At 36.4% G+C, this 23,704-nt stretch carries 28 protein-coding genes and 1 tRNA gene; 26 read left to right on the plus strand and 3 right to left on the minus strand.

Annotated features, from left to right (window positions below; genetic code table 11):
• Positions 1 to 178 precede the first annotated feature (178 nt).
• The 6 genes from WC906_02975 (at position 179) to WC906_03000 (ending at position 3,609) form a co-directional block, all read left to right on the plus strand.
• The gene (locus WC906_02975; protein ID MFA5777375.1) at positions 179 to 454 is read left to right on the plus strand and encodes a DUF134 domain-containing protein; all 276 of its coding nucleotides are present in this window, start codon (positions 179 to 181) and stop codon (positions 452 to 454) included.
• Between the two features lie 105 nt (positions 455 to 559).
• Entirely contained in the window at positions 560 to 1,297 is a 738-nt protein-coding gene (locus WC906_02980) for a hypothetical protein (protein MFA5777376.1), read from the plus strand.
• Between the two features lie 194 nt (positions 1,298 to 1,491).
• On the plus strand, positions 1,492 to 2,514 hold the full coding sequence (locus WC906_02985) for a virulence RhuM family protein (GenBank protein ID MFA5777377.1): 1,023 nt from the start codon (positions 1,492 to 1,494) through the stop codon (positions 2,512 to 2,514).
• 48 nt (positions 2,515 to 2,562) lie between these two features.
• A complete protein-coding gene (locus WC906_02990; GenBank protein ID MFA5777378.1) occupies positions 2,563 to 2,808 on the plus strand; it encodes a hypothetical protein in 246 nt (81 codons plus the stop codon).
• Between the two features lie 73 nt (positions 2,809 to 2,881).
• The gene (gene trxA, locus WC906_02995) at positions 2,882 to 3,202 is read left to right on the plus strand and encodes a thioredoxin (protein ID MFA5777379.1); all 321 of its coding nucleotides are present in this window, start codon (positions 2,882 to 2,884) and stop codon (positions 3,200 to 3,202) included.
• Between the two features lie 143 nt (positions 3,203 to 3,345).
• Positions 3,346 to 3,609, plus strand: coding sequence for a ferredoxin-thioredoxin reductase catalytic domain-containing protein (locus tag WC906_03000; GenBank protein ID MFA5777380.1), 264 nt, complete (start codon positions 3,346 to 3,348; stop codon positions 3,607 to 3,609).
• Positions 3,610 to 3,669: 60 nt separating this feature from the next.
• Here WC906_03000 and WC906_03005 read toward each other — a convergent pair whose 3' ends face one another.
• Both WC906_03005 and WC906_03010 read right to left on the minus strand, forming a co-directional pair.
• Positions 3,670 to 4,329 (minus strand): GtrA family protein, encoded by a 660-nt coding sequence (locus WC906_03005; protein MFA5777381.1) that lies wholly within the window; start codon positions 4,327 to 4,329, stop codon positions 3,670 to 3,672.
• A gap of 84 nt (positions 4,330 to 4,413) precedes the next feature.
• Positions 4,414 to 5,229: a hypothetical protein gene (locus WC906_03010; protein ID MFA5777382.1), complete on the minus strand. Its 816-nt coding sequence runs from the start codon at positions 5,227 to 5,229 to the stop codon at positions 4,414 to 4,416.
• Between the two features lie 332 nt (positions 5,230 to 5,561).
• Here WC906_03010 and WC906_03015 point away from each other — a divergent pair, with 332 nt between their 5' ends.
• The 11 genes from WC906_03015 (at position 5,562) to typA (ending at position 15,498) form a co-directional block, all read left to right on the plus strand.
• Positions 5,562 to 6,785, plus strand: coding sequence for a replication-associated recombination protein A (locus WC906_03015; protein ID MFA5777383.1), 1,224 nt, complete (start codon positions 5,562 to 5,564; stop codon positions 6,783 to 6,785).
• Positions 6,786 to 6,857: 72 nt separating this feature from the next.
• Positions 6,858 to 7,106, plus strand: coding sequence for a DUF5652 family protein (locus WC906_03020; protein ID MFA5777384.1), 249 nt, complete (start codon positions 6,858 to 6,860; stop codon positions 7,104 to 7,106).
• A 137-nt stretch (positions 7,107 to 7,243) separates the two neighbouring features.
• A complete protein-coding gene (mraZ, locus tag WC906_03025) occupies positions 7,244 to 7,678 on the plus strand; it encodes a division/cell wall cluster transcriptional repressor MraZ (protein ID MFA5777385.1) in 435 nt (144 codons plus the stop codon).
• Between the two features lie 142 nt (positions 7,679 to 7,820).
• Complete coding sequence (gene rsmH, locus WC906_03030) at positions 7,821 to 8,801, plus strand: 16S rRNA (cytosine(1402)-N(4))-methyltransferase RsmH (GenBank protein ID MFA5777386.1); 981 nt, start codon at positions 7,821 to 7,823, stop codon at positions 8,799 to 8,801.
• 27 nt (positions 8,802 to 8,828) lie between these two features.
• Positions 8,829 to 9,191, plus strand: a complete 363-nt coding sequence (locus tag WC906_03035; protein MFA5777387.1) for a hypothetical protein — start codon at positions 8,829 to 8,831, stop codon at positions 9,189 to 9,191.
• A gap of 199 nt (positions 9,192 to 9,390) precedes the next feature.
• Entirely contained in the window at positions 9,391 to 11,238 is a 1,848-nt protein-coding gene (locus WC906_03040) for a penicillin-binding protein 2 (protein ID MFA5777388.1), read from the plus strand.
• A gap of 138 nt (positions 11,239 to 11,376) precedes the next feature.
• Positions 11,377 to 12,675: a UDP-N-acetylmuramoyl-tripeptide--D-alanyl-D-alanine ligase gene (gene murF / locus WC906_03045; protein MFA5777389.1), complete on the plus strand. Its 1,299-nt coding sequence runs from the start codon at positions 11,377 to 11,379 to the stop codon at positions 12,673 to 12,675.
• Positions 12,676 to 12,841: 166 nt separating this feature from the next.
• Positions 12,842 to 13,072 carry a hypothetical protein gene (locus tag WC906_03050; GenBank protein ID MFA5777390.1) on the plus strand — a complete coding sequence of 77 codons (231 nt, stop codon included), beginning with the start codon at positions 12,842 to 12,844 and terminating at the stop codon, positions 13,070 to 13,072.
• 6 nt (positions 13,073 to 13,078) lie between these two features.
• Positions 13,079 to 13,312, plus strand: a complete 234-nt coding sequence (locus WC906_03055) for a hypothetical protein (protein MFA5777391.1) — start codon at positions 13,079 to 13,081, stop codon at positions 13,310 to 13,312.
• A 180-nt stretch (positions 13,313 to 13,492) separates the two neighbouring features.
• Positions 13,493 to 13,567, plus strand: a tRNA-Glu gene (locus WC906_03060).
• 137 nt (positions 13,568 to 13,704) lie between these two features.
• A complete protein-coding gene (typA, locus tag WC906_03065; protein MFA5777392.1) occupies positions 13,705 to 15,498 on the plus strand; it encodes a translational GTPase TypA in 1,794 nt (597 codons plus the stop codon).
• Between the two features lie 68 nt (positions 15,499 to 15,566).
• Here typA and WC906_03070 read toward each other — a convergent pair whose 3' ends face one another.
• Complete coding sequence (locus WC906_03070; protein MFA5777393.1) at positions 15,567 to 15,917, minus strand: hypothetical protein; 351 nt, start codon at positions 15,915 to 15,917, stop codon at positions 15,567 to 15,569.
• Between the two features lie 162 nt (positions 15,918 to 16,079).
• On the opposite strand from WC906_03070, the gene WC906_03075 reads away from it, so the two are divergent.
• The 9 genes from WC906_03075 (at position 16,080) to WC906_03115 (ending at position 23,475) form a co-directional block, all read left to right on the plus strand.
• Positions 16,080 to 17,147 (plus strand): polyprenyl synthetase family protein, encoded by a 1,068-nt coding sequence (locus WC906_03075; GenBank protein ID MFA5777394.1) that lies wholly within the window; start codon positions 16,080 to 16,082, stop codon positions 17,145 to 17,147.
• Positions 17,148 to 17,260: 113 nt separating this feature from the next.
• The gene (gene uppS / locus WC906_03080) at positions 17,261 to 17,968 is read left to right on the plus strand and encodes a polyprenyl diphosphate synthase (protein MFA5777395.1); all 708 of its coding nucleotides are present in this window, start codon (positions 17,261 to 17,263) and stop codon (positions 17,966 to 17,968) included.
• A gap of 3 nt (positions 17,969 to 17,971) precedes the next feature.
• Entirely contained in the window at positions 17,972 to 18,304 is a 333-nt protein-coding gene (gene trxA, locus WC906_03085) for a thioredoxin (GenBank protein MFA5777396.1), read from the plus strand.
• 18 nt (positions 18,305 to 18,322) lie between these two features.
• On the plus strand, positions 18,323 to 19,132 hold the full coding sequence (locus WC906_03090; protein MFA5777397.1) for a glycosyltransferase family 2 protein: 810 nt from the start codon (positions 18,323 to 18,325) through the stop codon (positions 19,130 to 19,132).
• 6 nt (positions 19,133 to 19,138) lie between these two features.
• The gene (locus tag WC906_03095; GenBank protein ID MFA5777398.1) at positions 19,139 to 20,407 is read left to right on the plus strand and encodes a S41 family peptidase; all 1,269 of its coding nucleotides are present in this window, start codon (positions 19,139 to 19,141) and stop codon (positions 20,405 to 20,407) included.
• A 141-nt stretch (positions 20,408 to 20,548) separates the two neighbouring features.
• Positions 20,549 to 21,562 carry a virulence protein RhuM/Fic/DOC family protein gene (locus WC906_03100; GenBank protein MFA5777399.1) on the plus strand — a complete coding sequence of 338 codons (1,014 nt, stop codon included), beginning with the start codon at positions 20,549 to 20,551 and terminating at the stop codon, positions 21,560 to 21,562.
• Positions 21,563 to 21,644: 82 nt separating this feature from the next.
• Complete coding sequence (locus tag WC906_03105) at positions 21,645 to 22,493, plus strand: hypothetical protein (GenBank protein ID MFA5777400.1); 849 nt, start codon at positions 21,645 to 21,647, stop codon at positions 22,491 to 22,493.
• Between the two features lie 38 nt (positions 22,494 to 22,531).
• Positions 22,532 to 23,251 (plus strand): DUF5672 family protein, encoded by a 720-nt coding sequence (locus tag WC906_03110; protein ID MFA5777401.1) that lies wholly within the window; start codon positions 22,532 to 22,534, stop codon positions 23,249 to 23,251.
• A 14-nt stretch (positions 23,252 to 23,265) separates the two neighbouring features.
• Positions 23,266 to 23,475, plus strand: a complete 210-nt coding sequence (locus tag WC906_03115) for a hypothetical protein (GenBank protein MFA5777402.1) — start codon at positions 23,266 to 23,268, stop codon at positions 23,473 to 23,475.
• The last annotated feature ends 229 nt before the right edge of the window (positions 23,476 to 23,704 follow it).

Genomic DNA, 23,704 nt, shown 5'->3' on the forward strand with positions numbered 1-23,704 from the left:
TTTTCACCCCGCACCAATTTCTAAGCCATCAACCGATTGCTTTAACAGACTACAAAATAATATAGATAAAATTTACTTCTGTAATTGTACTGAAATTGGTGCGGGGCAAGACTAACAAAGAAGGAGAAGATTGTTTTTGATGATATAATTATAATTTAAAGTAAATTTAGAAAATAATATGACAAGACCGAGATTATGCAGGCGGCTTCGTTTTAAGGCGAAAGCACACTATTTCAAACCACAAGGCATTCCAATGGCTAAACTGGAAGAAGTAATTTTAACCAAAGAAGAAATGGAAGCGGTTAAAGTTAAGGACTTTGACGGATTGGAACAAACTGAAGCCTCGGAAAAGATGAATACTTCGCAAAGCACTTTTCAGCGGATTTTATCTTCCGCTAGAGTTAAAATTGCTGAAGTGATAGTTAAGGGTAAAGCGTTAAAAATTGAAGATTAACAACTTAATCGTTCTTAATGTCGTCTACAAATATATGGATATTATCTGTATTGCAATTTTTGCGATATAATTAAAATAACTTAAGCGGTTTTTTCATTGACTTTTATGAATAAAAAGAGTAATTTTATAAATAATATTTTTCTTTTGTTTTTCTTGGCAGTCATAGCGCTGATAGTTTTTACACCATTTATAGTTAGAGAAATATATATATTCAATCGTGAACAATCGGAAGCTTTTTTGATATTTATGTTTATTTTGCTGGGATTCGGAATCTTTAAATTACACAGATCAGAAATAGTTAAAAAGAATATCCAGATAAATCTATTGAAATCAGACAAAAACAATATTGAAAGTCGCCTAGATGAAGCCTTTAACCATATTGGAAAAATAAATGTTCAAATTAGTGAGATTAGGTCGATTTTTTCCGATATTAAAAATTATCCTGAAAGTAAGGAAGATTTAAAATATGCTCTAGATTATTTTTCCAATAAGATTTTGAGTATTGTGAATGTGGATTGGGTCGTAATAAGAATAATTAATCCGTCCAATTTAGATATCTTCAAGGAACATCACGCAACTAGAGGGAAAATGGTTCTACCTGGCTATACGATATCCAATAAGGATATTATGGATAGCTCATATAATCACGGTGAATTTATTGTGGTAAAATCTGATCAGCAAAATTTAAGTTTAAAAGCTATTTGCATTCTGCCAAAAAAAGAAATAGGAACGGGGCAATTGGCTCTAATCAAAGCGATAGTAACTAGATTAGAATTGATTTATGTGATATTTTCCTCACACTATTATAAAAATAGCCGTTCAGTGTTTAAAGATAACGATTAACTATTAAGAAGTATTCAATTAAAGATGTGAAGGCGTAAGTTAAGTTCATTAATTTAAATTTGGTATATAAATATACTGATTTGATTGTTTTATTGAGGTTCTAACGTTTTCTGCGACTCGCAACTTTGTACGTAAGCCGATCTTCAAATGGTTTACCCAGTTCGGCGATATTCGGAAAGAGAAGGGTAAAAATTATGAAAAATAATATAAAAAATAACAATAATTCCGGTGAAATAATTATCTATGAAGGCGCGGATGGGGCGCCTAGTATTGAAGTGCGTATTGAGGGTGAGACAGTGTGGCTTTCGCAAAAGCAAATGGCCGAGCTTTTTGATTGTTCTGTGGATAATGTAAGTTTGCACATGAAAAATATCTTTAAAGATGGCGAATTAAACGAAAATTCAGTTACCGAGGAATACTCGACAACTGCTTCTGATGGCAAAAATTACCTTGTAAAACACTACAATTTGGACGCGATAATTTCCGTTGGATACCGGATAAACTCATTGCGAGGCACGCGTTTTCGTCAATGGGCGACAGCGAGACTTCGTGAATATCTTATTTCTGGATTTACGATGAATGATGAATTTTTGAAAAACAATGGCGGCGGGTCATATTGGAAGAAGCTCTTGTTTCGCATCCGTGACATTCGAAGCAGTGAAAAGATTTTGTATAGACAAGTTCTAGATCTCTATGCCACTAGCGCGGATTATGATCCTAAATCTCTACACTCAATTAAGTTTTTCAAAATTGTGCAAAACAAATTGCATTATGCAACGCATAAACAAACAGCAACGGAAGTCATTTACAGTCGTGCTGATAGCAAAAAAGAGTTTATGGGTCTCTCGGTTTTTGCGGGGGATTTACCCGTGTTAGAAGAAGTAAGAATTGCTAAAAATTATTTATCTTCAAAAGAATTGGAAAAGTTGAACAGACTTGTATCCGCATATTTTGAATTGGCAGAATTACGCGCTATGGATCGGCAAATAATGCATATGGCAGATCATATTGCATCTTTAGACAAACTACTTTCTGATTACGGCGAAGGTGTTTTAGTTGACGCTGGAAAAGTAACACATAAAAAAGCCATAGAAAAAGCAGAAAATGAATACAAAAAATATCAAGTTAAAACTCTTTCCCCGGTTGAAAAAGCATATTTGGAAAATATTAAACTGCTGGAAAATGAAGTAGAGAAGAAAATAAAAAAGAAAATTTAATGAAAAAATATTTGAAGTTATAAAATAATTATTAAAAAATATAAATCAATGTTAAAATACGAAATGCCCAATGATGCAAGTGAAAAATCTGAATATGCAGGCAAGGAGCCTGAATATGAAAACAAAAGCGTTATGCTGACAAGTGAGGGTAAAAAAGTAACCATTTTGAATTATCAGCAGGATAAGGGGCTTTATGTTGTGATGAATCTTGACGAAGTTGAAATGCATAGTCCAGCTTATAGGATAAGTCCTGGCGAGCTAAGAAAAATTGAAGAAAAAGAAAGCCAAGAATAACATGGCGCCATATATAAGCGCTTGCCAACAGCAAAAATTATCCCAAATTTTATAATTAAATTAAAAAACGAATATGCCTATTATTTTAACCGATGAGAATTTTGAAAAAGAAATTCAGAAAACAGAGAAAATGTCCTTAGTCGATTTTTACGCAACTTGGTGCGAACCCTGCTCAATGCTTGCGCCGATTTTAGAAAAATTGGAAAAAGAATTTGAGGAAAAAATAGTTTTGCTAAAAGCTAATGTTGATGACGTTCAGCTGAGTGCTCAAAAATTTAAAGTTGATCGTATTCCAATGGTAGTGCTGTTTAAGAGCGGCAAACCCATCAGCTCTTTTACCGGATTCAAACCTGAATCTGATGTCAAAGAATGGTTGGAAAAAAATATTCAATAAAATATTAAAATCTAAATTATTTATGACTTGCACTTTTGCCTCTTCCAATCCATTTGCTGCGGTGCGATGACGGACGTTTTATAATCGCACCTCCGAAAAAGTGGATTGTCATAGCCAAAAGCGCTAGTTCTATTATCAAAAAAATGGATAAAACAGAAGAAATGATCAAAAATTATTCGGAATATGCAAAGAAAAATGGCTTCCAGATAAACTCGGATCAAAAAATTGTTGAAAGAATAACAAGCGGACTGCTGAGAAATGAAAAAGAAAAAGGCGAAAAGTATTGTCCTTGCAGGGTGCTGAGCGGAAACAATGAAGAGGATTCAAAAAAAATCTGTCCTTGTGCCTTTCATAAAGAAGAGATTGCAACGGGCGGCAGATGTTATTGCGGATTATTCACGAAGTAGTTTGAGTTTATAAAAAACAGCTTTTCTCAAGCTGTTTTTTTATGCGAAATTTTTTTGAAGTTATTTTTTGAAGACCCAAAGCTTATATCCTACGAAATTCCATGCCAAACCGGCGATGCTTCCAGCAGCAGCTCCAATTAGTCCCAGTTGTCCGCCTGTCATTCCGACAAGCGAACCAAGGATCATCTTGAACACGACGGATGCGACAAAAACATTAATCAAAAATCCGATAACACTGACTGCAAAAAACTGGATAAATTCCGATTTGGTCTGTTCTTTTTCGCCTTGGTCAAAAGTCCAATATTTATTCCAGAAGTAGCTGTTGATATTTGCCACGATGAAAGAAATGGATTTGTATAATGAATAGAAGGTTATTGCCCCTATCATAGCGTCTTTGGCGTCGATTTTGAAATATGAACTGAATATCATCGTAATTAGCGAAAGTACGCCAAGATCAACAAGCACATTTCCCACGCCGATTACGGCAAATTTGGCAATTTGATAAACGATGGCAAATTTTTGGCCGATAAAAAATGCAATTCTAAGACCGATTGGGGTTGCAAAAAGAAAAAAAGGAACAATTACAAGATATAATTTTGCATAAAGCGCAGGACTCGCAGCGCGAAGGACTGGGAGGAGTAGAAGTCCTATGAGCAGGCCGATGGCTATGGCGAACTTATAATCTTTTCGGGTGATGCTAATTCCGGTTGTGTTTTCCATTTTTGTTTTTTTTATTAAAATTATTCCTTAGTTTACCCTGTTTGAATAATCCCGATAAATCGGGATTATTTTGCACAGCAAAATTTATTCAACAGGGCGAGCTTTTTCTTTTTGCATTTCTCTTTCGATTTCTTCAATATCGGCCGTCCATTCATCAATTACCGACTTGCCCGCCGTAGCTTTCTTGCCCGCCAAAGTTTTAACGTCGGCGAAAACGGAGGAGGGCTTGATTTCAATTTCATCGGCTTTTTCTTCATCTCCTTCCGGTTTTTCCTTGAGCTCTTTTTTCAGCGATTCAATGTCGTCATCTATCGTATATTTTCCAGCAAAACTTGAGCGGCTAGTTCCTTTTTGCAGGACATTTTCAATGGCTATCCAGGAACTCTCGATATCTTTTGGCATTACAACCGCCACTTCGTCTCCCGGTTCGGCTTTAAAATAGGTGATGGAAGCCAAGAGTACCCTGAATGGCCTGCCTTCTATTATCACGTTATAATTTTCCGATTCATCCTGGCTTATTATTCCCAGGGCATGTTTTCTGTTGGCCGGACCGATTTGTTTGTAAATAAAAGACCCATCAACGGTTATGGTGAGCTTTAGCATATCTCCTTCGACGAGTTTTGATTTGGATGCATAATTAGCCGGAACCGGATATTGCTTTCCATCAGTGCCAATCATAATTTGTCCGTCAAAAGTTCCTTCAACTACCGTGCCGTCAGTTTCTTCTTCTACTTTTCTTTTTCTACCGGTTTTTTTCTTTCCTTCCAGATTAAGAAGCATCGCCTTGGCGCTCTGAATGGTCTTTTCAGCGTTATTAATCATCTCGCGAAGAGATTGAATTTTGTGAGAATTATTATTTTCAGAAATTTCTTCCTGGCTTTTTTCTTCTTTCCTTTTCATTTTTATTTGAACGTGGCAGACATCAAAGAAAAATTCCCCCTTAAGATCTGCTCGCTTTTTTGTTTTTCTTTTACAGTGAAATTATATAACATTTCATTAAGTCGAGCAAATGTGGATAACTTTTTTTGTTGTTTCCCCTATGATTATTTTATTATAGATTATGTCATTCCGGGCTTGATCCGGAATATATGCAAACGATGCACGAAAATGTAGATTCCTGCTTTCGCAGGAATGACAGGTATTTTTCCAATTAAAGACCCCGACTTATCGGGGAAATTATTCAATCTGGCAGCTATTGAATTTTTCGGCTTACTTGATAGTATTACAGTGTTATGCAAGAAAAATTTCTAAAACCCTTGGCTGATCGAATGAGGCCGGAAAATCTCGATGAATTCGTGAGACAGTCCCATTTGGTCGGAGAAGGCAAGATTTTAAGCCAGATTATTGAAGGAGACAAAATTCCCTCAATGATTTTTTGGGGTCCTCCCGGATCAGGAAAGACCACGTTGGCTTTTATTGTTGCCCAGAAAACCAATTCCCATTTTGTCCAAATTAGCGCAGTTTCCAGCGGAGTGAAAGAAATGAGAAGAATTTTTGAAGAGGCAAAGGATATCCGGAAGGCCTACAATAAGAATACGATTCTGTTCATTGATGAGATTCATCGTTTTACCAAATCTCAGCAGGATTCACTGCTTCCTTTCGTGGAAAAGGGGGATGTTATTCTGATTGGAGCAACAACGGAAAATCCCAGCTTTGAAGTAAATTCCGCGCTTCTTTCTCGATCAAGAGTTTTTGTTTTGAATAAACTAGAGCCTAACGATATTGAAATTATTATTAAAAACGCACTGGTTGATAAAAATAGGGGATTGGGAAGCAAAAAAATTGACATTCAAGAGGAAGATATAAAATGTCTGGCCGAACTTTCCGGGGGAGATGCAAGAAATGCATTAAATGCTCTGGAATTGGCTGCCAATATCAGCAAAAAAATAACCAAAAAAATTATCGAAGAAGCGATTCAGCGTTCGCATCTTTTATATGATAAAGGAGGAGAAGAACACTACAATATTATTTCCGCGCTTCACAAAAGTATGCGGGGAGGAGATGCAGATGCGGCTCTGTATTGGCTCGGAAGAATGCTGGAAGGCGGAGAAGACCCGCTCTATGTTGCTAGGCGCCTGGTTCGTTTTGCCTCTGAAGATATTGGAATTGCCAATTCTTTCGCACTACCGCAAGCCGTGGTGGCTTATGATGCTTGCCATTTCATCGGAATGCCGGAATGCAGTGTTAATCTGGCGCAAGCAGTCGTCTATATGGCGAATTCAAAAAAAGGCAACAAATTATATGAGGCTTATCTCAAAGTTCAGGAAGATATTAAAAAATATCCCAACGAACCGGTGCCGCTCCATCTTCGCAATGCGCCGACAAAATTGATGAAAGATTTGAATTATGGAAAAAATTATAAATATACGCCTAAGTTTGAAAATCCGGAAGAGGCGAAGCAGGAATATTTACCCGATAAGTTGCGAGGGCATAAATATTTAGAAAATTATAGATAGTGATAAAGTTGTTGAGGTGCAATTTTAGAAGTGTGATATAATTCATCTAGGTAATTTTTTAAATTTTATTTTATGCGGGAATTTATTGGGCAGTATATCTGGGTGATTTATCTTTTATTAGTCTGGACTATTCCGTGGAAAGGAATTGCGCTTTGGAAAGCGGCGAAAAATAACCACCGGATCTGGTTTGTTATCCTTCTTGTTCTAAATACGCTGGCGATTTTGGATATTATTTTTATCGTATTTTTCAGTGAAGAAAAAAAAGAAGAAGAAACAAAAAATAGTCCGACAATTCTTGGCAATGGGAAGATAATCGTGTAATTAGTGCTCAAGGTGTGAATAACTTTTTTAAAGATGGCTTTTTAAAGCCATTTTTTATTGGGGAAAAAGTGTTGACGGATGTTTCTAAGTGGTTTAAAATTACATTGTAGTGTGATAAAGTGTAATGAAGTGGGGAAATGTTTAACGGAGAATATTCACATATCGTGGATCCGAAAAAAAGATTAGCTTTGCCTTCCAAATTTAGAAAAGAATCAGGACGCAAAGTAGTTGTTACCAGGGGGCTGGATAAATGCCTCTTTGTTTATCCTTTGAAAACTTGGAATGAGATTGCGGAAAAACTAGGAACGCTTCCAGTGGGGGAAGCAGGAACGAGAAGTTTTATTCGCGTGATGCTGGCTGGAGCGACCGATGTTGACGTTGACGGGCAAGGAAGAATTTTGCTTCCTGAATATTTGAGAGAATATGCTGGAATCGAAAAAAATGTCGCCATTGCCGGACTTTTTAATAGGATGGAAATTTGGGATGAAAGCAAGTGGAAAGAATACAAAGCAGAAGCCGAAAAAAACACGGATGAGATTGCAGAACAATTGGGAAAATTAGGAATATATTAATTAATTTTCAATTTACAATTTTCAATTTTCAATGAATTTTCAATTTATCAATTATTAAATGCTAAAAATTTTGAAAATTGAAACATTAAATCATTGGAAATTGTTTGAAAATTGATCATTGATAATTGTAAATTTATATCGAATGACTGTTCATAAATCAGTATTGCTGAAAGAGGCGATAGAAAATCTGAAAATTAAAAGCGGAGATGCTGTTGTCGATGCGACATTGGGAGGCGGAGGACACAGCCGCGAAATTCTTAAAAAAATAGGCAGTGAAGGAATATTAGTAACTATAGATTCGGATATTCAGGCAATAGATAGTTTCGCGGAATTTTCAATTTTCAATTTTCAATTTTCAAACAAATTAGAAATTTTAAATTCTAAAATAAAAAAAAACGGGAATATATTTTTAGTTAATGATAATTTTGCGAATTTAGATAGTATTTTAAAAGAATTAAAAATAGAAAAAGTAAACGCGATTTTGGCGGATTTCGGAATTTCATCCGATCAATTGGAGGAAGCTGATAGGGGATTCAGTTTTCAAAAAGATGCTTGGCTGGATATGCGGATGGATCAGGAAGGAGAAATGACGGCAGAAAAAATAGCCAACAACTATCCTGAAGAAGAATTGGCTAGAATTTTTAGCGAATATGGAGAGGAAAAATATGCCAGAAGTATTGCCAAGAAAATAGTTGAATGTAGAAAAAATAAACCAATTGAACGAACGCTGGAATTGGTGGAAATAATCGGCGATTCAGTTCCGGAAAAATATAAGCATCAAAGAATTCATTTCGCGACCAGAATTTTTCAGGCGCTAAGAATAGAAACAAACAAGGAGCTCGACAGCATCAGGAAGTTTATTTCAAAAGCAATTGAAGTTTTAGATAAAAAAGGAAGGCTGGCGGTAATAACCTTCCATTCAGGAGAAGATAAAATTGCCAAAGAAATTTTTCGGGAAAATGCTAGGGGATGCATTTGTCCGCCGAATTTTCCGGTTTGCAGGTGCGGTAAGCAGCCGGCAATAAAGATAATTACCAAAAAGCCTATTTTGCCAATGATAAGTGAAATAGAGGCCAATCCGCGTTCTCGCAGTGCAAAACTGCGAATAATAGAAAAGATTTAATTATTTTTCCAGGGGGATCTGGAAAAGATGATAATAGCAAGAAATGCTGTCGGAATTTATTCCTGGCAGCGGGTTGCAAAAAGAAAAACAAACACAGAAAAAACAAACATAAAGGGATTTGCCAATTCTACTTTTTTGATTGTTGCCCTTCTCGCTATTTCTGCGGGGGCTTATCTTTATTCAATCAATAGCAGCGCATCCAAAGGATATCAAATGCGCCAAGTGGAAAAGGAAATGCAAAGCCTGAAAAAGGACAATGAAAATTTCAAGATAAAAGAAGCGGAGCTAAAATCCTTGTATCATATCGAAGAATCAAGCAAAAACTTGAATATGGAAGGTTTGAAAAATATCAGCTATATCCAAGAAACCGGACCAGTGGCGATGAAATAGGCGCGGAATTTCTAATTCCTAACTTTCTTTAAATTACGAAATGTTAAAAAATGTCATCCTGAGCGTAGTAATTCCGCCACGGAATTACGCAGTCGAAGGATCTAATTAGATTCCTCGACTCGCTATGCTCGATCGGAATGACATGTAAAATAATGTTTTGTAATTTATGGTTATTAGAAATTAGAAATTTTTTTGTTTTATGATCAAAAATAATCTTTCTAGAAAAAAAGCAGATTCTAATCTATCCATAAAAAATTGGAGGATTTATACTTTAGTATTTTTTGTGGTTGCCATAGCTTTAATTATCATTTCCCGCCTTTATTTCCTTCAAATCTTTTCCGGAGAATCATACAGAGCTATTGCGGAAAATCAGCATAAAATTCTGCAAATATTAATGCCGAAGCGGGGAGAAATATATCTCAAAGAAGGAAATGACGGTTTATATCCATTGGCAATAAACAGGGATCTTCAATTAGCGTATGCCGTACCTAAGGAAATTGAAAATAAAGACGAAATAATTAAAAAAATTTCCCCGATTCTCGGTTTGGATGAAAGTTTTATTAGCGGAAAACTTTCTAATTTGGAAAGTATGTTTCAGGTTCTTAAGCATAAATTAAGCGACGATGAGGTTTCCCGGATCAAAGAACTGAATCTTTCCGGAATTCATTTTTCTCCGGAGCCGACCCGTTTTTATCCATCCGGAGAGCTGGCTTCTCAATTGGTCGGTTTTGTGGGATCCGATGGAGACCAGGATGTTGGACGTTATGGGCTAGAAGCTTCTTTTGAAGATATTCTCAAAGGAAGAGAAGGAAAGCTTGACCAGGAAAGAGATACGGGAGGAAGATGGATTTCTATTGCTGACAGGAATATAGAACCGGCAAAAAATGGAGATTCATTAGTTCTTACTATCGACCATACTGTTCAATACGAAGTAGAAAAAATAATTAAAGAAGCGGTAGAAAGGCATGGTGCTGACAACGGGAGCGCTATTGTTATGGAGCCGGCAACAGGAAAAATTCTAGCGATGGCTAATTATCCCAATTTTAATCCCAATGATTATAGAAATATCGAGGATATGTCTCTTTTTATGAATTTGAATGTTAATTTGCCATATGAATGCGGATCGGTTTTCAAGACGATAACCGAAGCAATCGGAATTGATAACGGAAAAATCAATCCCGATTCAACTTATACTGATACGGGAGTGGTTAACGAAGCGGGATATAATATAAAAAATTCCGATGGCAAATCCTATGGCACTCAAACAATGACCCAAGTTTTGGAAAAATCGCTGAATACCGGAGCAATTCACATCGAACAGGTTGTGGGCAACAAAACTTATGCTGATTATATTGAGCGATTTGGTTTTGGAGAAAAGACGGGGATAGATTTGCCGGCAGAATCTTCCGGCAACATAAGCAATCTTAATAATCTGAGAAGCAATATCCAGTTTTTTACTGCTTCATTTGGACAAGGAATAACTGTTACACCTATTCAATTAATTAATGCTTATGCGTCCATTGCCAACAAAGGAATGCTGATGAAACCGCAGATTGTCGATAAAGTAATTCATTCGGATGGATCTTTCGAAGAAGTTCAGCCGGTTGAGATTAGAAAGGTTATTTCAGAGAGTTCCGCTCGGCAAGTTTCCCAAATGCTTCGCAGTGTTGTTACTAACGGACACGGAAAAAGGGCTGATGTTCCAGGATATTTAGTCGGTGGAAAAACCGGAACCGCCCAAGTGGCGAGTACAACATCTAAGGGATATGAAGAGGGCATTACTATCGGTTCCTTTGCAGGCTATGCTCCCGTTGATGATCCGCAATTTGCCGTATTGGTGAAGATATATCATCCCAAAGATGTGGAGTGGGCAGAGTCAAGCGCGGCTCCGACTTTTGGAAGTATTATGAAATTTCTGTTAGAGTACTATAAGGTTGAGCCGACGGAACCGTATGATATTAATAAATTGAATGTTAATTCGGCGGTTATAACTCCAGCAGTTGTACCTGTAGTCGAGTCTGCTAGCGATAATAAAAAGAAAAAGTAATACATAATTTCTAATTTTCAATTTCTAATTTCTAAACAATTTTCAATGTAATAATGACTAAATTTATTAAAATTGAAAAATTGAATAATTTGTAAATTGTTTGAAAATTGAAAATTGTGAATTGAAAATTCTAAAACTATGAAATCCACCAAGATAATCTATCTTGAAAAAATTCTGAGATTTTTCGCAAAAACGATTCTCAAAAAATACAATCCGACTGTTGTTGGAATAACCGGCTCGGTGGGGAAAAGCTCGACCAAGGAAGCTGTTTTCAATGTGCTTTCTTTGAAGTTCAGGACCCGAAAAAATGAAAAAAATTATAATAATGAAATAGGATTGCCGCTTACTATAATCGGATCGGAGAGTGGCAATAGCTCTATCTGGAAATGGATAAAAGTTTTTTTCAAAGGGCTCTTTGCCATTATTTTTCCCATTAAGTATCCTGAGATTTTAGTTTTGGAAATGGGAGTGGATAGGCCGGGAGACATGGAATATCTTTTAAGTTTTATTGATCCCACAGTCGGAATTATTACTAATATTTCCGGAAGCCATTTGGAATTTTTTAAAAGCATTGATCACATCTTGAAGGAGAAAGGAAAACTGGTAAAAAATCTTTCGGAAGGCGGATTGGCCATACTCAATTCTGATGATGAAAAGTCGTTTTCCTTTAAGGATAAATTAAAAAATCCTGCGGCTCTCTTCGGTTTTGGGGATAATGCGGAAATAAAAGCTTCTGATATTAATTTTAATTTTAACAATTTTCAGCCCCAGGGGATTAGTTTCAAATTAAACTTTGAAGGAAAAATTATTCCGATTCGGCTTCCCTATGTTTTGGCTCCGCATCTTATTTATTCGGCTCTTGCTGCGATAGCGGTTGGGAATTTTTTCAAAATTAATCTGGTTGATATCGCAGATGCTCTTCAGGAATTTTCTCCTCCGCCCGGCAGAATGAATTTAATAAAAGGAATAAAAGAAAGTTATGTTATTGACGATACTTATAATTCTTCTCCAACTTCAACTTTAGCAGCTCTTGATGTGATGAATGATCTGAAGGCGATAAGAAAAATAGCCGCTCTGGGAGATATGCTGGAGCTCGGAGAGAGTTCAGATGAAAAACATAGAGAAGTTTTGATGCATGCTTCAAAAAAGGGAGTAACTATATTTTTTATAGCGGGAGACAGAATGAAAAAAGCAGCCGGAGAATTGGAAATGCTGAGAAAAATTTCCGGAAGGGTATTTTATTTTGATGATCCTGAATATTTGGGCATAGAACTCAAAAAAGGGCTTCGCAAAGGGGATTTAGTTTTAGTCAAAGGTTCGCAAGGAATGAGGATGGAAAAAGCGATTAAGGAAATTATGGCACATCCGGAAGAAGCGGAAAAGTTGCTCTGTCGGCAGTCGAAAGATTGGCGGAAAAAGCCTTTTGCAAAGCCATAGGAGTTATGCACAGGCGCGATTTGACGAAATATGCAGAAGTCATATAATACAAGTAAGGAATTTATAGCAGGGGGATGCGATAGAGATGATTGCTATAAAAACAAAAAAACAATTTTTTAATCCAAGCAATTTTTAAGCGGCCATTTTTGGCTGTTTTTTATTTTTTATGGCTAGAGCATTTGAAAATCCATCTGAATTTGGGGACGCAAAAGCAATCTTAAGGCAACTGCAAAAGGTTGGGGATGATGACAAAGATAAGCGAAAAAAAAGCTATCAAGAAATAAAAGGCAATCTTGCTAAAAAAGTTGATTGCAAAGAACCGAATAAAATTGAATCAGAAAAGAAATATTTTCCAAATCCAGTGGAGCAAGAACATAAGAGAAAGTGGATGCGTTAGCTAATTTTGAGTTCTAAAGTTTTAGATATCGATAAAAAGAAGGAGGTGAGTAAGATGACCTATTTTACTCAAGAAGTGAAAGAGGTTGTAAATGAGGCCAGGGAGAGGTTTGGTATAGGCATAGATCCCTGTGGACTCATCAGGGAAGTGAGGAGTTGCCTTACGGATTGCGGTAAAGCAGATGATAATTACCGCGAATATTGTAAGGGGGTTCAGGACAAGTTCGACTCCTCCGTGTAAGCTTCTGCTAGTTGGAATCCAACGCGATTTCAAAATTTGGAAGAATTCATAATGAATTCAATCTCAATCCAAATCCAACTAGCAGGGCTTTTTCTTTTTGCCTGAATCTTGATAATTTATCAGATAACTGCTAAATTATTAATTGTCCCGCCGTTATTAAAATTATGGCGGGCAAAGTATGCCGCGTTCGTCTAGCCCGGTCAGGACGCCAGGTTCTCATCCTGGAAATCATGGGTTCGAATCCCATACGCGGTACAAATTACGCCACAAACCTTGACAAAGCAAGTATTTTACTTTATATTCTATATACAACTGATTTTTTCTTAGTTTAAGCGGATAAATTTCTTTTATGATTGTCGCTTCAAGGGGCGGCTTTTATTTTGATTATTATTATGGAAATACGGGACATTGCTATTATTGCTCACGTCGATCACGGCAAGACTACTTTGACCGATGCTTTGATGCGCCAAACCGGAGTGGTTAGCGATGATTTTACTATGGATACCAATGATTTGGAAAAAGAAAGAGGAATTACCATCTATTCAAAAAATACTTCAATAATTCACAGAAACACCAAAATTAATATTGTAGACACTCCGGGGCATGCTGATTTTGGCAGTGAAGTGGAACGAGTATTGCGATCTATAGATTCAGTATTGCTGGTCGTTGATGCGCAGGAAGGTCCGATGCCTCAAACGAAGTTTGTTTTAAAAAAATCGCTTGAATTAGGATTAAAACCAATCGTAGTAATCAACAAAATAGACAAGCCGGCGGCCAATCCCGATCATGTCCACGAAAAAGTGCTGGAATTATTTATGGATCTGGGCGCTAACGACGAACAGCTTAATTTTAAAACTGTTTATGCGATTGCCAAACAGGGAATTGCTAAATTAAAAATGGAAGATGAATCAAAAGATTTGTCCCCTCTTTTAGATTTAATTTTGGAAGAAGTTCCGGCAGCTTCAAGCGATGAGAAGAACTTGCTTCCTCTTTTGGTTCAGCCTTTTAATCTTGGTTATGATAATTTTTTGGGACGCCTGGCCATTGCCAGAGTTCATCAGGGAACAATAAAAAATATTCAGAATGTTTTTGTCAAAAAACCGACTGGAGAAGTGAGAACGGGAAAAGTAACCAAACTTTTTACTTTTCAAGGCCTTGAGAGGAAAGAAGTGGCTGAGGCTGTTGCCGGAGATATTGTAATGATTGCAGGGCTTCCTGATATTTTTATTGGAGAAACAATTTGCGAAAAAAATGATCAAGAAGCGCTTCCGGCCATCAGTATCGATGAACCGACAATTGCGCTTAATTTTTTGGTAAACAATTCTCCTCTAGGAGGAAAGGAGGGAACACTGGTTACCAACAGGCAAATTAGAGAAAGATTGGAAAAGGAATTGGAAGTTAATGTCGGGCTTAAGATTGATTTTTCTTCCGCGGAATCGTACAGAGTTTTTGGCAGAGGAGAACTTCATGTGGCAATCCTTTTGGAAAATATGAGGCGAGAAGGATATGAAGTCCAGGTTTCTCAACCCCACGTTATTATTAAAAAAGATGAGAATGATAACAAGCTGGAACCGTTTGAAGAAGTGACGATTGACGTTCCGGATGATATGTCGGGAACAGTAATTGCCAAAATGTCCAAGCGAAAAGGAAATATGGCGGAAATGAAAATGGAAAACGGACACACGAGAATGATTTTTGAAATTCCCACCCGCGGGCTTTTCGGATACCGAAGTGAATTTGTGATTGATACTCGGGGTGAAGGAATTTTGTACACGCGAGTAGTAGGGTTTAAACCCTATGTCGGTCCGATTGAAAAACACGAACTGGGTTCAATGACTTCAATGGCGACCGGAAAAGCGCTCGGATTTTCCTTATATAATCTTCAGGAGCGGGGAACGCTTTACATCGGAGCGAACTCGGAAGTGTATGAAGGAATGGTAATTGGAAATGTTTCCAAAGGAGACGAAATGGCAGTCAATCCGATTAAAGGAAAACAAATGTCCAATATGCGTTCTTCCGGAGCGGATGAAGCCATTAAGCTTGTTCCGCCTCTCGATCTTTCTTTGGAAAGAGGATTAGAAATTATGAAGAATGATGAATATCTGGAAGTAACTCCGAAAAACATCCGTCTGCGAAAAAAATATCTGACGGAAGTAGAAAGGACAAGAATGAGAAGAAAAGGATAAAATTATTAGTCTTGAATAAAAAGAGAGGCCTTATCGAGGATTCGATAAGGCCTAAAAACAGGTTTAGTTTAGCAGAAGCATCTGAAAAAGGATGAGAATGGCTTGCCGACAGAAATGGCAAGTTTTTTTGCAATCCACCATTCATCTCCGGGACTAAAAGGGGATTGATTACCATTACGGCGATCGAAATGGCTCACGTCGTATCCCTTGCCCGAAAGATAAGAAGAAACTTGGGAGAAATCAACGATCAGATTGCTCGGATGAGCAATCATGATCTTGACTATCATGCCGTTTTTGACTAGCTCCCCGTTCACAAAACAATACGATGGATTTGTGTCAGAACCGCAATACAAATCATCTAGCATTATTTGTATTCGTTCCTGAAGAGTCCTGAAAAAACTAATCCAATCTTCATCCACAGCCGTACCCCCTTTGTAATATTATTAAAACAACCGCATATATAATACAACTATTGAATAAAAAAGTCAAGTTTGCTTTTTTATAGCTTAATGGTAGAATTTATTCAGGCATCAGGGAATTATTTATTCAATTATAAAATCAGTTAAAAGCTGAAATTTTTTATGGATTTTAAGGAAACTCTTCGGGATTTCAAAAAGAAAATTGACAAAGAAATATCGATATATCTGGACAAAACAATTGAAGAATCGAAGAAAAAAGATGCGGTAATAGCCGATGCTCTTAAATATATCAAGAAATTTACTTTGGCTGGAGGCAAAAGAATTCGCCCAGCACTTATGTATTATGGTTATATTGGCGCTGGAGGCGAAGAAAGAGAAAAAATGCTGAAAACCGCGGTTAGCATCGAGCTTATCCATATGTTTCTTCTGATTCATGATGACATAATCGACAGAGATTTTGAGCGCCACGGAAAAGATACCGTCAATAGAAGATATGAAAAAATGGGCCAAAGATTATTTCCAGATAAAGATCCAAGACACTTTGGAATTTCGATGGCTCTAATTGTCGGAGATATGATAGCCGCTCTTGGAAATCAGATAATATTTAATTCTGGATTTAATGAAAAGCTAATAATAAAAGCGCTTTTCAATCTTCAATCAATTATTTCCTATACTGTTATTGGCGAAGTAAAGGATTTTTATATTGAATACAAGGGAAAAGCGACAGAAAAAGATGTTTTGGATATGTATGAATACAAAACTGCGAAATATACAATTGAAGGTCCGCTTCATCTTGGAGCGGTTCTTGGGGGATCTGATAGCAAATTAAACAAGGAAATTATTGGCTATTCCATTCCAACAGGAATCGCTTTTCAGATTCAGGATGATATTTTGGGGATTTTTGGGAACGGGAAGAAACTCGGGAAAGAGGTTGGTTCCGACATCAAGGAAGGAAAAATGACTTTGCTTGTAGTAAAAGCGAGGGAGAAAGCCAGCAAAGAACAGAGGAAAATGCTTGATGGAATATTGGGAAAAGAAAATTTAACCTCAGGCGACATAAAGACATTTAGAGATATAATAAGAGAAACCGGAGCATTAGCTTATGCGGAAAGTTTGGCGTATAATTGCGTGAAGGAAGGAAAGAAAAAACTGGATAAAATGAATATAAAAAAAGAAGCTAAAGATTTTTTACTGGGGATGTCGGATTATATGATTAATAGAGAGGCTTAGATATTTTAAATTTTTTGTGATACAATATTGTTATAAATTTTTTTTGAAATTAATTAACGGGGCAACTTGTTAACGAGTTTTTATTTAGCTCTTTAATCCGTTAATTTTGCATTATGTCCGAAAGAAATATTCCAAATCATGTGGCGATAATACCCGACGGAAACAGGAGGTGGGCTAAAAAAAGGGGAATGGATTCCTGGATTGGCCATGAGTATGGAGCCAAAAACACAGAGCTATTGATCAGAAAAGCTTTTAATATGGGAGTGAAATATATTTCTTTTTGGGGTTCTTCACTCGAAAATTTGAAGAAGCGCCCTTTTCAAGAAAAAAAGGCGCTGCTTGGAATTTATGAAAAATATTTCAGCAGTCTTATTGATAGTGAAGAAATACATAACAATAAAATCAGAATCAATTTTGTCGGAAAATGGGAGGAACAATTTCCCGGAAAATTAAAAGATATCATTCACAAATGCATCCAGAAAACGAAAGATTATAAGAATAATTTTTTGAATTTTTTTCTGGCTTATAATGGCGATGATGAAATGATTGAAGCGGTAAAAAATATTGTAAAAAAATATAAGCCGGGGCAGGAAGTAACAAGCGATTTGATAAAGGAAAATTTAATGACTCGCGATATCCCTCCAGTTGATTTTTTAGTAAGGACGGGAGGAGAACCTCACCTCAGCGCCGGTTTTATGATGTGGGACATTGCTAATTCGCAGATGTATTTTTCCGAGATACTCTATCCGGATTTCAAAGAAGAAGAATTTGAGAAAGCAATCGGAGAATTTGAAAAAAGGGAAAGAAGATTGGGAAAATAATTAATGAATCTAAAACATATGATATTGGAATTTAACGATAAAAATTTCCAGCAAGAAGTAATCAAAAGCGATAAGCCGGTGCTAGTCGACTTTTGGGCGACTTGGTGCGGTCCGTGCCAAATGATAGGTTCAACAATTGAAGAATTATCCAAAGAAATGGAAGGAAAAGCAAAAGTGGGAAAAATTGAAGTAGACGCAAATCCTGAAACGGCCGGCAAATACGAAATAATGTCAATTCCTTCGCTCAAGATTTTTAAAGGAGGAAAAATTGTTAAAGAATTTACCGGATTGCAAAATAAGGAGGTATTAAAGAAAGAATTGGAAGGGCTTGTTTAACATTTGGATTTATAAAATATGCTTTCGATTGCTATAAACAATTATCGCAACCCGGAACTTTTGAAGCTCTGCATCGATTCAATAAGAAAAAACGTATTAAATGTTGAATATGAATTGATTGTTGCCGACTCAGAAACCCAGGAAGAAACTGAAATGATGATGAGGGAGGAATATCCGGATGTGAAATTTTTCCCTTTCAAGAAAAATGTTGGATTCCAATCGATGTTGAAAAAAGGGCTGGAAGAAAGCAAGGGCGATGCCATTCTTCTTCTCAACGGAGATATTATTGTTTCCCCCGGATCTGTGGAGAAATTGCTTGCATACATTAAAGAAAATCCGGAGGTGGGAATGGTTGGGCCGAAGCTTTTGAATTTCAATGGAACGCTGCAATATTCCTGCTTTCATTATTATAAGCCGCTTACGATTGTATATCGGAGAATATCATTTTTGCAGAAATTAGGTTTTGTGAAAAAACATCTGGATTGGTTCTCAATGAAAGATTATGATCACTTGAGTCCGAAAGAAGTGGATTGGCTGATGGGATCGGTGATGTTGGTTTCAAAATCTGCAGCACAAAAGGTTGGAATGATGGATCCCAAGTTTTCTATGTATATGGAAGATGTCGATTGGTGCCGGAGATTTTGGGAAAATGGCTGCAAGGTTGTCTATTATCCTTTATCAGTAATGAATCATTATCATGGAAAAGGAAGCGACAAAGGAGGGTTTTTCTACTCCATATTTTTTAATAAACTTACTTGGACTCACATTTTTAGCGCTATTAAATATTTTTTGAAGTATTGGGGAAAACCGGTACCGAAACATGAATAATAAGTTATGGAAAATGATTTGGAAAAAAATATCAATATAGAAAAGAAAAATAGGAAATTAATGAACCGTTTTTTAGTTATCGGTTTTATTGTTCTATTTTCTTTGGCCGGTTTTTGGTTTGGGCTTCAAAAGGGAAAAAATGAAAGCTTAAGCACTCAGAATGCGAGCATGCCGCTTGAAAGTGCTGTTATTATAAACAAGGAAGGAAAGATAGATAGCTTGGATTTTTCTCTTTTTTGGAAAACCTGGGATATCCTGAAGGAAAAATATGTTAATTCGTCCAAACTTGATGCCCAAAAATTATTCTACGGGGCAATAAAAGGAATGCTGGCAGCTACCGGAGATCCGTATACAAATTTTTTCGATCCGGAAGAAAACAAGAAATTTAATGAAGATATTACGGGAAGCTTTGAGGGAATTGGTGCGGAGATTGGAATGAAAGGCGGGGTTCTTACTATAATTGCTCCTCTCGAAGGGACTCCGGCTGAAAAATCGGGTCTTCGGGCAGGAGATAAAATAATCAAAATTGGCGATAAAAATACTTCAGATATGACTATCGATGGAGCAGTCGATTTGCTTCATGGAAAAAAGGGCACTGAAGTTAAGATGACAATTTTTAGAGAAGGGGAACAGGATACGCGCGAAATTTCGATAACGAGGGATGTTATAAACGTGAAGAGTGTTAAATTTGAAGAAAAAGAAGGAAACATCGCATACGTTAAAATTTCCCGTTTTGGCGAAACTACTTTCAGGGAATTTGGAGCCGCATTAAAACAAATCAAAGCCAATAATGCTAAAGGAATTATAATTGATCTCAGAAATGATCCGGGAGGATATTTGGAAACTGCGGTTGAAATCGGAAGCAAAATGCTGCCCAAAGGCGATATTGTCGTTATGGAAGAAGATAAAGACGGCCAGCGAAATAAGTTGCTGGCTAAAGGAGGGGACGAATTTAGCGGAATAAAAACAGTCGTGCTCATTAATGAAGGAAGCGCCAGCGCATCGGAAATTTTGGCGGGAGCGCTTCGGGAAAATAGGGACAATGTAACTTTGGTAGGAAAGAAATCTTTTGGAAAAGGATCGGTTCAGGAATTAATTAATCTATCGCAGGGAACTTCGATGAAAGTTACTGTGGCTCATTGGCTAACGCCAAAAGGGAACCAGATAAATGAAAAAGGAATCGAGCCGGATGTGAAAGTCGATCTTACAACCGATGATTATGACAACAACAAAGATCCGCAACTGGACAAAGCTTTGGAAATCGTGAAAGAGTAAAATTTCAAAAGAGCTCCGCAAGGAGTTTTTTTGTTTGCAAAAAAGGGGAAAGAGGATAGAATAGAAATAGAAAAGATGAGAAAGTATTGACTAGAAATATTATAGTGGTATAATATCACTGTAAGCGTTAAAATAGAAAAAATGAAAAAGAAGAATGAGAGACAATTAAATAGAGGTGAAGTTATTATTTATCAGCCAAAAAGCGGGGATATTGAGCTTGAAGTAAAATTAAAAGATGAGAATATTTGGCTGACACAAAAACAGATTGCAGAGTTATTTGGTGTTAATATTCCTGCCATATCAAAGCATGTGAATAATATAGATAGAGAAGGAGAGTTGACCAAAAAGTCAACTGTTTCCATTTTGGAAACAGTTCAAAGAGAGGGCAGTCGCCATATTAAAAGAAAATTAGAGCTGTTTAATCTTGATATGATTATCGCTGTTGGTTATCGAATTAATTCCAGGCGAGCTACTCAATTTCGCATTTGGGCGACAAAAATATTGAAAAAATATCTTCTGGAGGGTTACGCGGTAAATGAAAAGCGGCTTTTAAAAGCGAAAAACAAATTTTTTGAGCTTCAGCAAACAATTAATTTTCTAAAGAAAAAATCAGAAGCCAAACTTCTTCGCGGACAAGAGAAAGAAATTCTGAATCTCTTGGCTGATTATTCCAAAACGCTCACGATTCTTGAACAATACGACAAGAGCAAGCTGAAAAAAATTGGAGGAGGAAAAACCACTTTCAAGCTTACTTACGAAAAATGCCGGGATATTATTGCTGAAATCAAAAGGGAACTCATTACCAAAAAAGAAGCCGGGGATATTTTTGGTTTTGAAAGAGGTAAATCTTTAGACGCGATTATTGGAAATTTGTATCAGACATTTGGAGGCAAAGAACTTTACAGAGACCTGGAATCGAAAGCTTCGCATCTTCTCTATTTGATAATTAAAGACCATCCGTTTTCTGATGGCAACAAGCGCATCGGTTCATTTTTATTCGTGCATTTCCTGGATAAAAACAATTATCTCTATCGAAATAGCGGAGAAAGAAAAATCAATGACAACACTTTAGCGGCGCTGGCGCTTCTTGTTGCCGAAAGCAATCCCAAAGAAAAAAAACAAATGGTCGCGCTGATTACACAGTTGCTGAGGTAATTTTTTTCAGGCGACGATGGCACAATCGAGTTGCTGGTGGTTTTGGAAAAAATAAATTAATAAATTATTAAGTATCTAAAAAATGAAAACTATTGAAGATTCAATTTTTAAAAATGAGCAGGTTATTTTTCCCGATTTAGAAAAGCGGTTTAGAGAAGCGCAAGAAGATCTTGCGGAATACAGGATCGATATTGAGCGATTTCGAAAATTGTATGGGGATGAAGCAGTTGATCGGGACATGTCTACCGTAAATCATATAAAGGAGAAGTTTTTAAAAACGAGGACGCCTGAAGATGTTGAAGCAAAAAAACTGGCAATCATATTCGAATCAGTTTTTAACAAGCATGCAGAACTCAGCAATTGGCTGGGAGAAAATGCGGCTCTAATCCCTACTAGCGAATACGATGATATTATAAACGGAGTAGACGCAATTGCCGAATTTTCTGAAGAAGAAAAAAATCCTCATCATTTAGGATTGGGAGTTGATATTACTTATAGCGTTCATTTGAAGAAAAAATTTCAGAAGATTAAGGAAAAAATTAATAGCGGAAAGCTTTCAGAGATAAAATATTTTCAATCCAGCAATATGGATTTTACCGGACAATTATCTCAGATTCCGGGGGTAGTAATTTCAGCTAGTCGGGAAACGGTTAAGGAGTTGGTTGAATTTATGGAAGGCAAGAAGAATAAAGAATTAGGAGAACATTTTATCCAATTTCAGGTACTCGAAGAAATAATTCAGCAACTGGGAGTTTTCAAAGAATATGCTGGGAAAGTCGGAAAGATGGATATTGTCAGAAAATTTGAAATGACAGAAAAAATAATCGTTGAAATTTATGAGAAAAAGAAAGAAGAGGCAAAAGACACCGGGAAAAGAGATGGATCAATGGAAATATTGACTAGACAATTGGAGTCGGTTTTTAATGAATAATGTGGTTTTGGAAAAGATAAGCAATTAATTACGCAGTTATGGAAAGGAAAAAATTGGAAAACGTTACGTTGCTTGGAATTGATTGCATTGATATTAGTAGGCTTATTTTGGCTGCGGATATATGCCAAAAATATTTTGATTTTGGAAGTGTTAAACTTCTGACGTCATTGGAATCAAATGATTCTAATATTGTAAAAATAAATCCTATTATTTCAACAGAAGAATATTCACGTTTTATTATTGCAGAGTTAGAAAAATATGTTGATACGGAATACGTGCTTATTTTCCAGTATGATGGATTCATATTAAATCCTGAGAAATGGACGGATGAATTTTTGAAATATGATTATGTTGGGGCACCATGGCTTACAGCTGACTGGTCGGTCAAAAATTTCGGTTTTCCTAAAGAGCTTTTGGGAAAGTTTATTGTAGGGAATGGTGGTTTCAGTTTGCGAAGTAAAAAGTTTACATCGCTGTGTTCAAGGTTGGCAAAGGAAAATATTTTTTCGAATTATCATCCCGAGGATGTCGTTTTGTGTGTTCACAGTCGCAAATTATTAGAAAGCAATGGCATTAAATTTGCTCCTGTCAATATTGCCAAACAGTTTAGTTTTGAAGGAGAAGATGATGAAAGTATCGCATGGGATGGGCAATTTGGATTTCATGGTCTCCAGTGGACTGACATTTCAAAATGGCTGGAAAAAAATCCAGAATATTATTTTGATAAAAAGAATAATATTATTGTTTTGGGTAAGTAATTAATTAAATAATTATGAAAAAGATTAAAGGATGCGTTCATTTGATAGTAAGAAATGGAAAAATAGAAAAAGTCATTACTCATCTCAGTGAATTGCCAAAAAACGGGATAGTTCATTTGAAAGGAGATAAGACCTATTCTTTTACCGAATTTAAAAAATCCCATCCCAACGATGACGAGGAATTGAAAATGAAAAAGAAGGGGATAATTATTTCTGATTTTTAATCAACTCTTAGTTGCTTCGATTCCAACGGCTTAATCAGCGTCTTAACCGTTGAAACCGACAAACGCCAACTCTTGAGGGGCTGTTTTCTTTTTTTATTTTGGTGTTTTAAACACATACATTTGTCGGTTCTTTGATTATTAATAATTGTAGCATTTCGTTAGGAGTTTTTCCATTTAAACCGCAATGTTCCAGATTATTGTATTCATTGTTCCATATTCTAATCTTTTT

Source organism: Parcubacteria group bacterium (assembly GCA_041657845.1).
In the GTDB taxonomy this organism is placed as follows: domain Bacteria; phylum Patescibacteriota; class Minisyncoccia; order Moranbacterales; family JAKLHP01; genus JAKLHP01.

Coding starts and splice junctions, on each gene's coding strand:
- WC906_02975 (MFA5777375.1), top strand. CDS start 179: ATGACAAGACCGAGATTATGCAGGCGGCTTCGTTTTAAGGCGAAAGCA.
- WC906_02980 (MFA5777376.1), top strand. CDS start 560: ATGAATAAAAAGAGTAATTTTATAAATAATATTTTTCTTTTGTTTTTC.
- WC906_02985 (MFA5777377.1), top strand. CDS start 1,492: ATGAAAAATAATATAAAAAATAACAATAATTCCGGTGAAATAATTATC.
- WC906_02990 (MFA5777378.1), top strand. CDS start 2,563: ATGTTAAAATACGAAATGCCCAATGATGCAAGTGAAAAATCTGAATAT.
- trxA (MFA5777379.1), top strand. CDS start 2,882: ATGCCTATTATTTTAACCGATGAGAATTTTGAAAAAGAAATTCAGAAA.
- WC906_03000 (MFA5777380.1), top strand. CDS start 3,346: ATGGATAAAACAGAAGAAATGATCAAAAATTATTCGGAATATGCAAAG.
- WC906_03005 (MFA5777381.1), bottom strand. CDS start 4,329: ATGGAAAACACAACCGGAATTAGCATCACCCGAAAAGATTATAAGTTC.
- WC906_03010 (MFA5777382.1), bottom strand. CDS start 5,229: ATGAAAAGGAAAGAAGAAAAAAGCCAGGAAGAAATTTCTGAAAATAAT.
- WC906_03015 (MFA5777383.1), top strand. CDS start 5,562: ATGCAAGAAAAATTTCTAAAACCCTTGGCTGATCGAATGAGGCCGGAA.
- WC906_03020 (MFA5777384.1), top strand. CDS start 6,858: ATGCGGGAATTTATTGGGCAGTATATCTGGGTGATTTATCTTTTATTA.
- mraZ (MFA5777385.1), top strand. CDS start 7,244: ATGTTTAACGGAGAATATTCACATATCGTGGATCCGAAAAAAAGATTA.
- rsmH (MFA5777386.1), top strand. CDS start 7,821: ATGACTGTTCATAAATCAGTATTGCTGAAAGAGGCGATAGAAAATCTG.
- WC906_03035 (MFA5777387.1), top strand. CDS start 8,829: ATGATAATAGCAAGAAATGCTGTCGGAATTTATTCCTGGCAGCGGGTT.
- WC906_03040 (MFA5777388.1), top strand. CDS start 9,391: ATGATCAAAAATAATCTTTCTAGAAAAAAAGCAGATTCTAATCTATCC.
- murF (MFA5777389.1), top strand. CDS start 11,377: ATGAAATCCACCAAGATAATCTATCTTGAAAAAATTCTGAGATTTTTC.
- WC906_03050 (MFA5777390.1), top strand. CDS start 12,842: ATGGCTAGAGCATTTGAAAATCCATCTGAATTTGGGGACGCAAAAGCA.
- typA (MFA5777392.1), top strand. CDS start 13,705: ATGGAAATACGGGACATTGCTATTATTGCTCACGTCGATCACGGCAAG.
- WC906_03075 (MFA5777394.1), top strand. CDS start 16,080: ATGGATTTTAAGGAAACTCTTCGGGATTTCAAAAAGAAAATTGACAAA.
- uppS (MFA5777395.1), top strand. CDS start 17,261: ATGTCCGAAAGAAATATTCCAAATCATGTGGCGATAATACCCGACGGA.
- trxA (MFA5777396.1), top strand. CDS start 17,972: ATGAATCTAAAACATATGATATTGGAATTTAACGATAAAAATTTCCAG.
- WC906_03090 (MFA5777397.1), top strand. CDS start 18,323: ATGCTTTCGATTGCTATAAACAATTATCGCAACCCGGAACTTTTGAAG.
- WC906_03095 (MFA5777398.1), top strand. CDS start 19,139: ATGGAAAATGATTTGGAAAAAAATATCAATATAGAAAAGAAAAATAGG.
- WC906_03100 (MFA5777399.1), top strand. CDS start 20,549: ATGAAAAAGAAGAATGAGAGACAATTAAATAGAGGTGAAGTTATTATT.
- WC906_03105 (MFA5777400.1), top strand. CDS start 21,645: ATGAAAACTATTGAAGATTCAATTTTTAAAAATGAGCAGGTTATTTTT.
- WC906_03110 (MFA5777401.1), top strand. CDS start 22,532: ATGGAAAGGAAAAAATTGGAAAACGTTACGTTGCTTGGAATTGATTGC.
- WC906_03115 (MFA5777402.1), top strand. CDS start 23,266: ATGAAAAAGATTAAAGGATGCGTTCATTTGATAGTAAGAAATGGAAAA.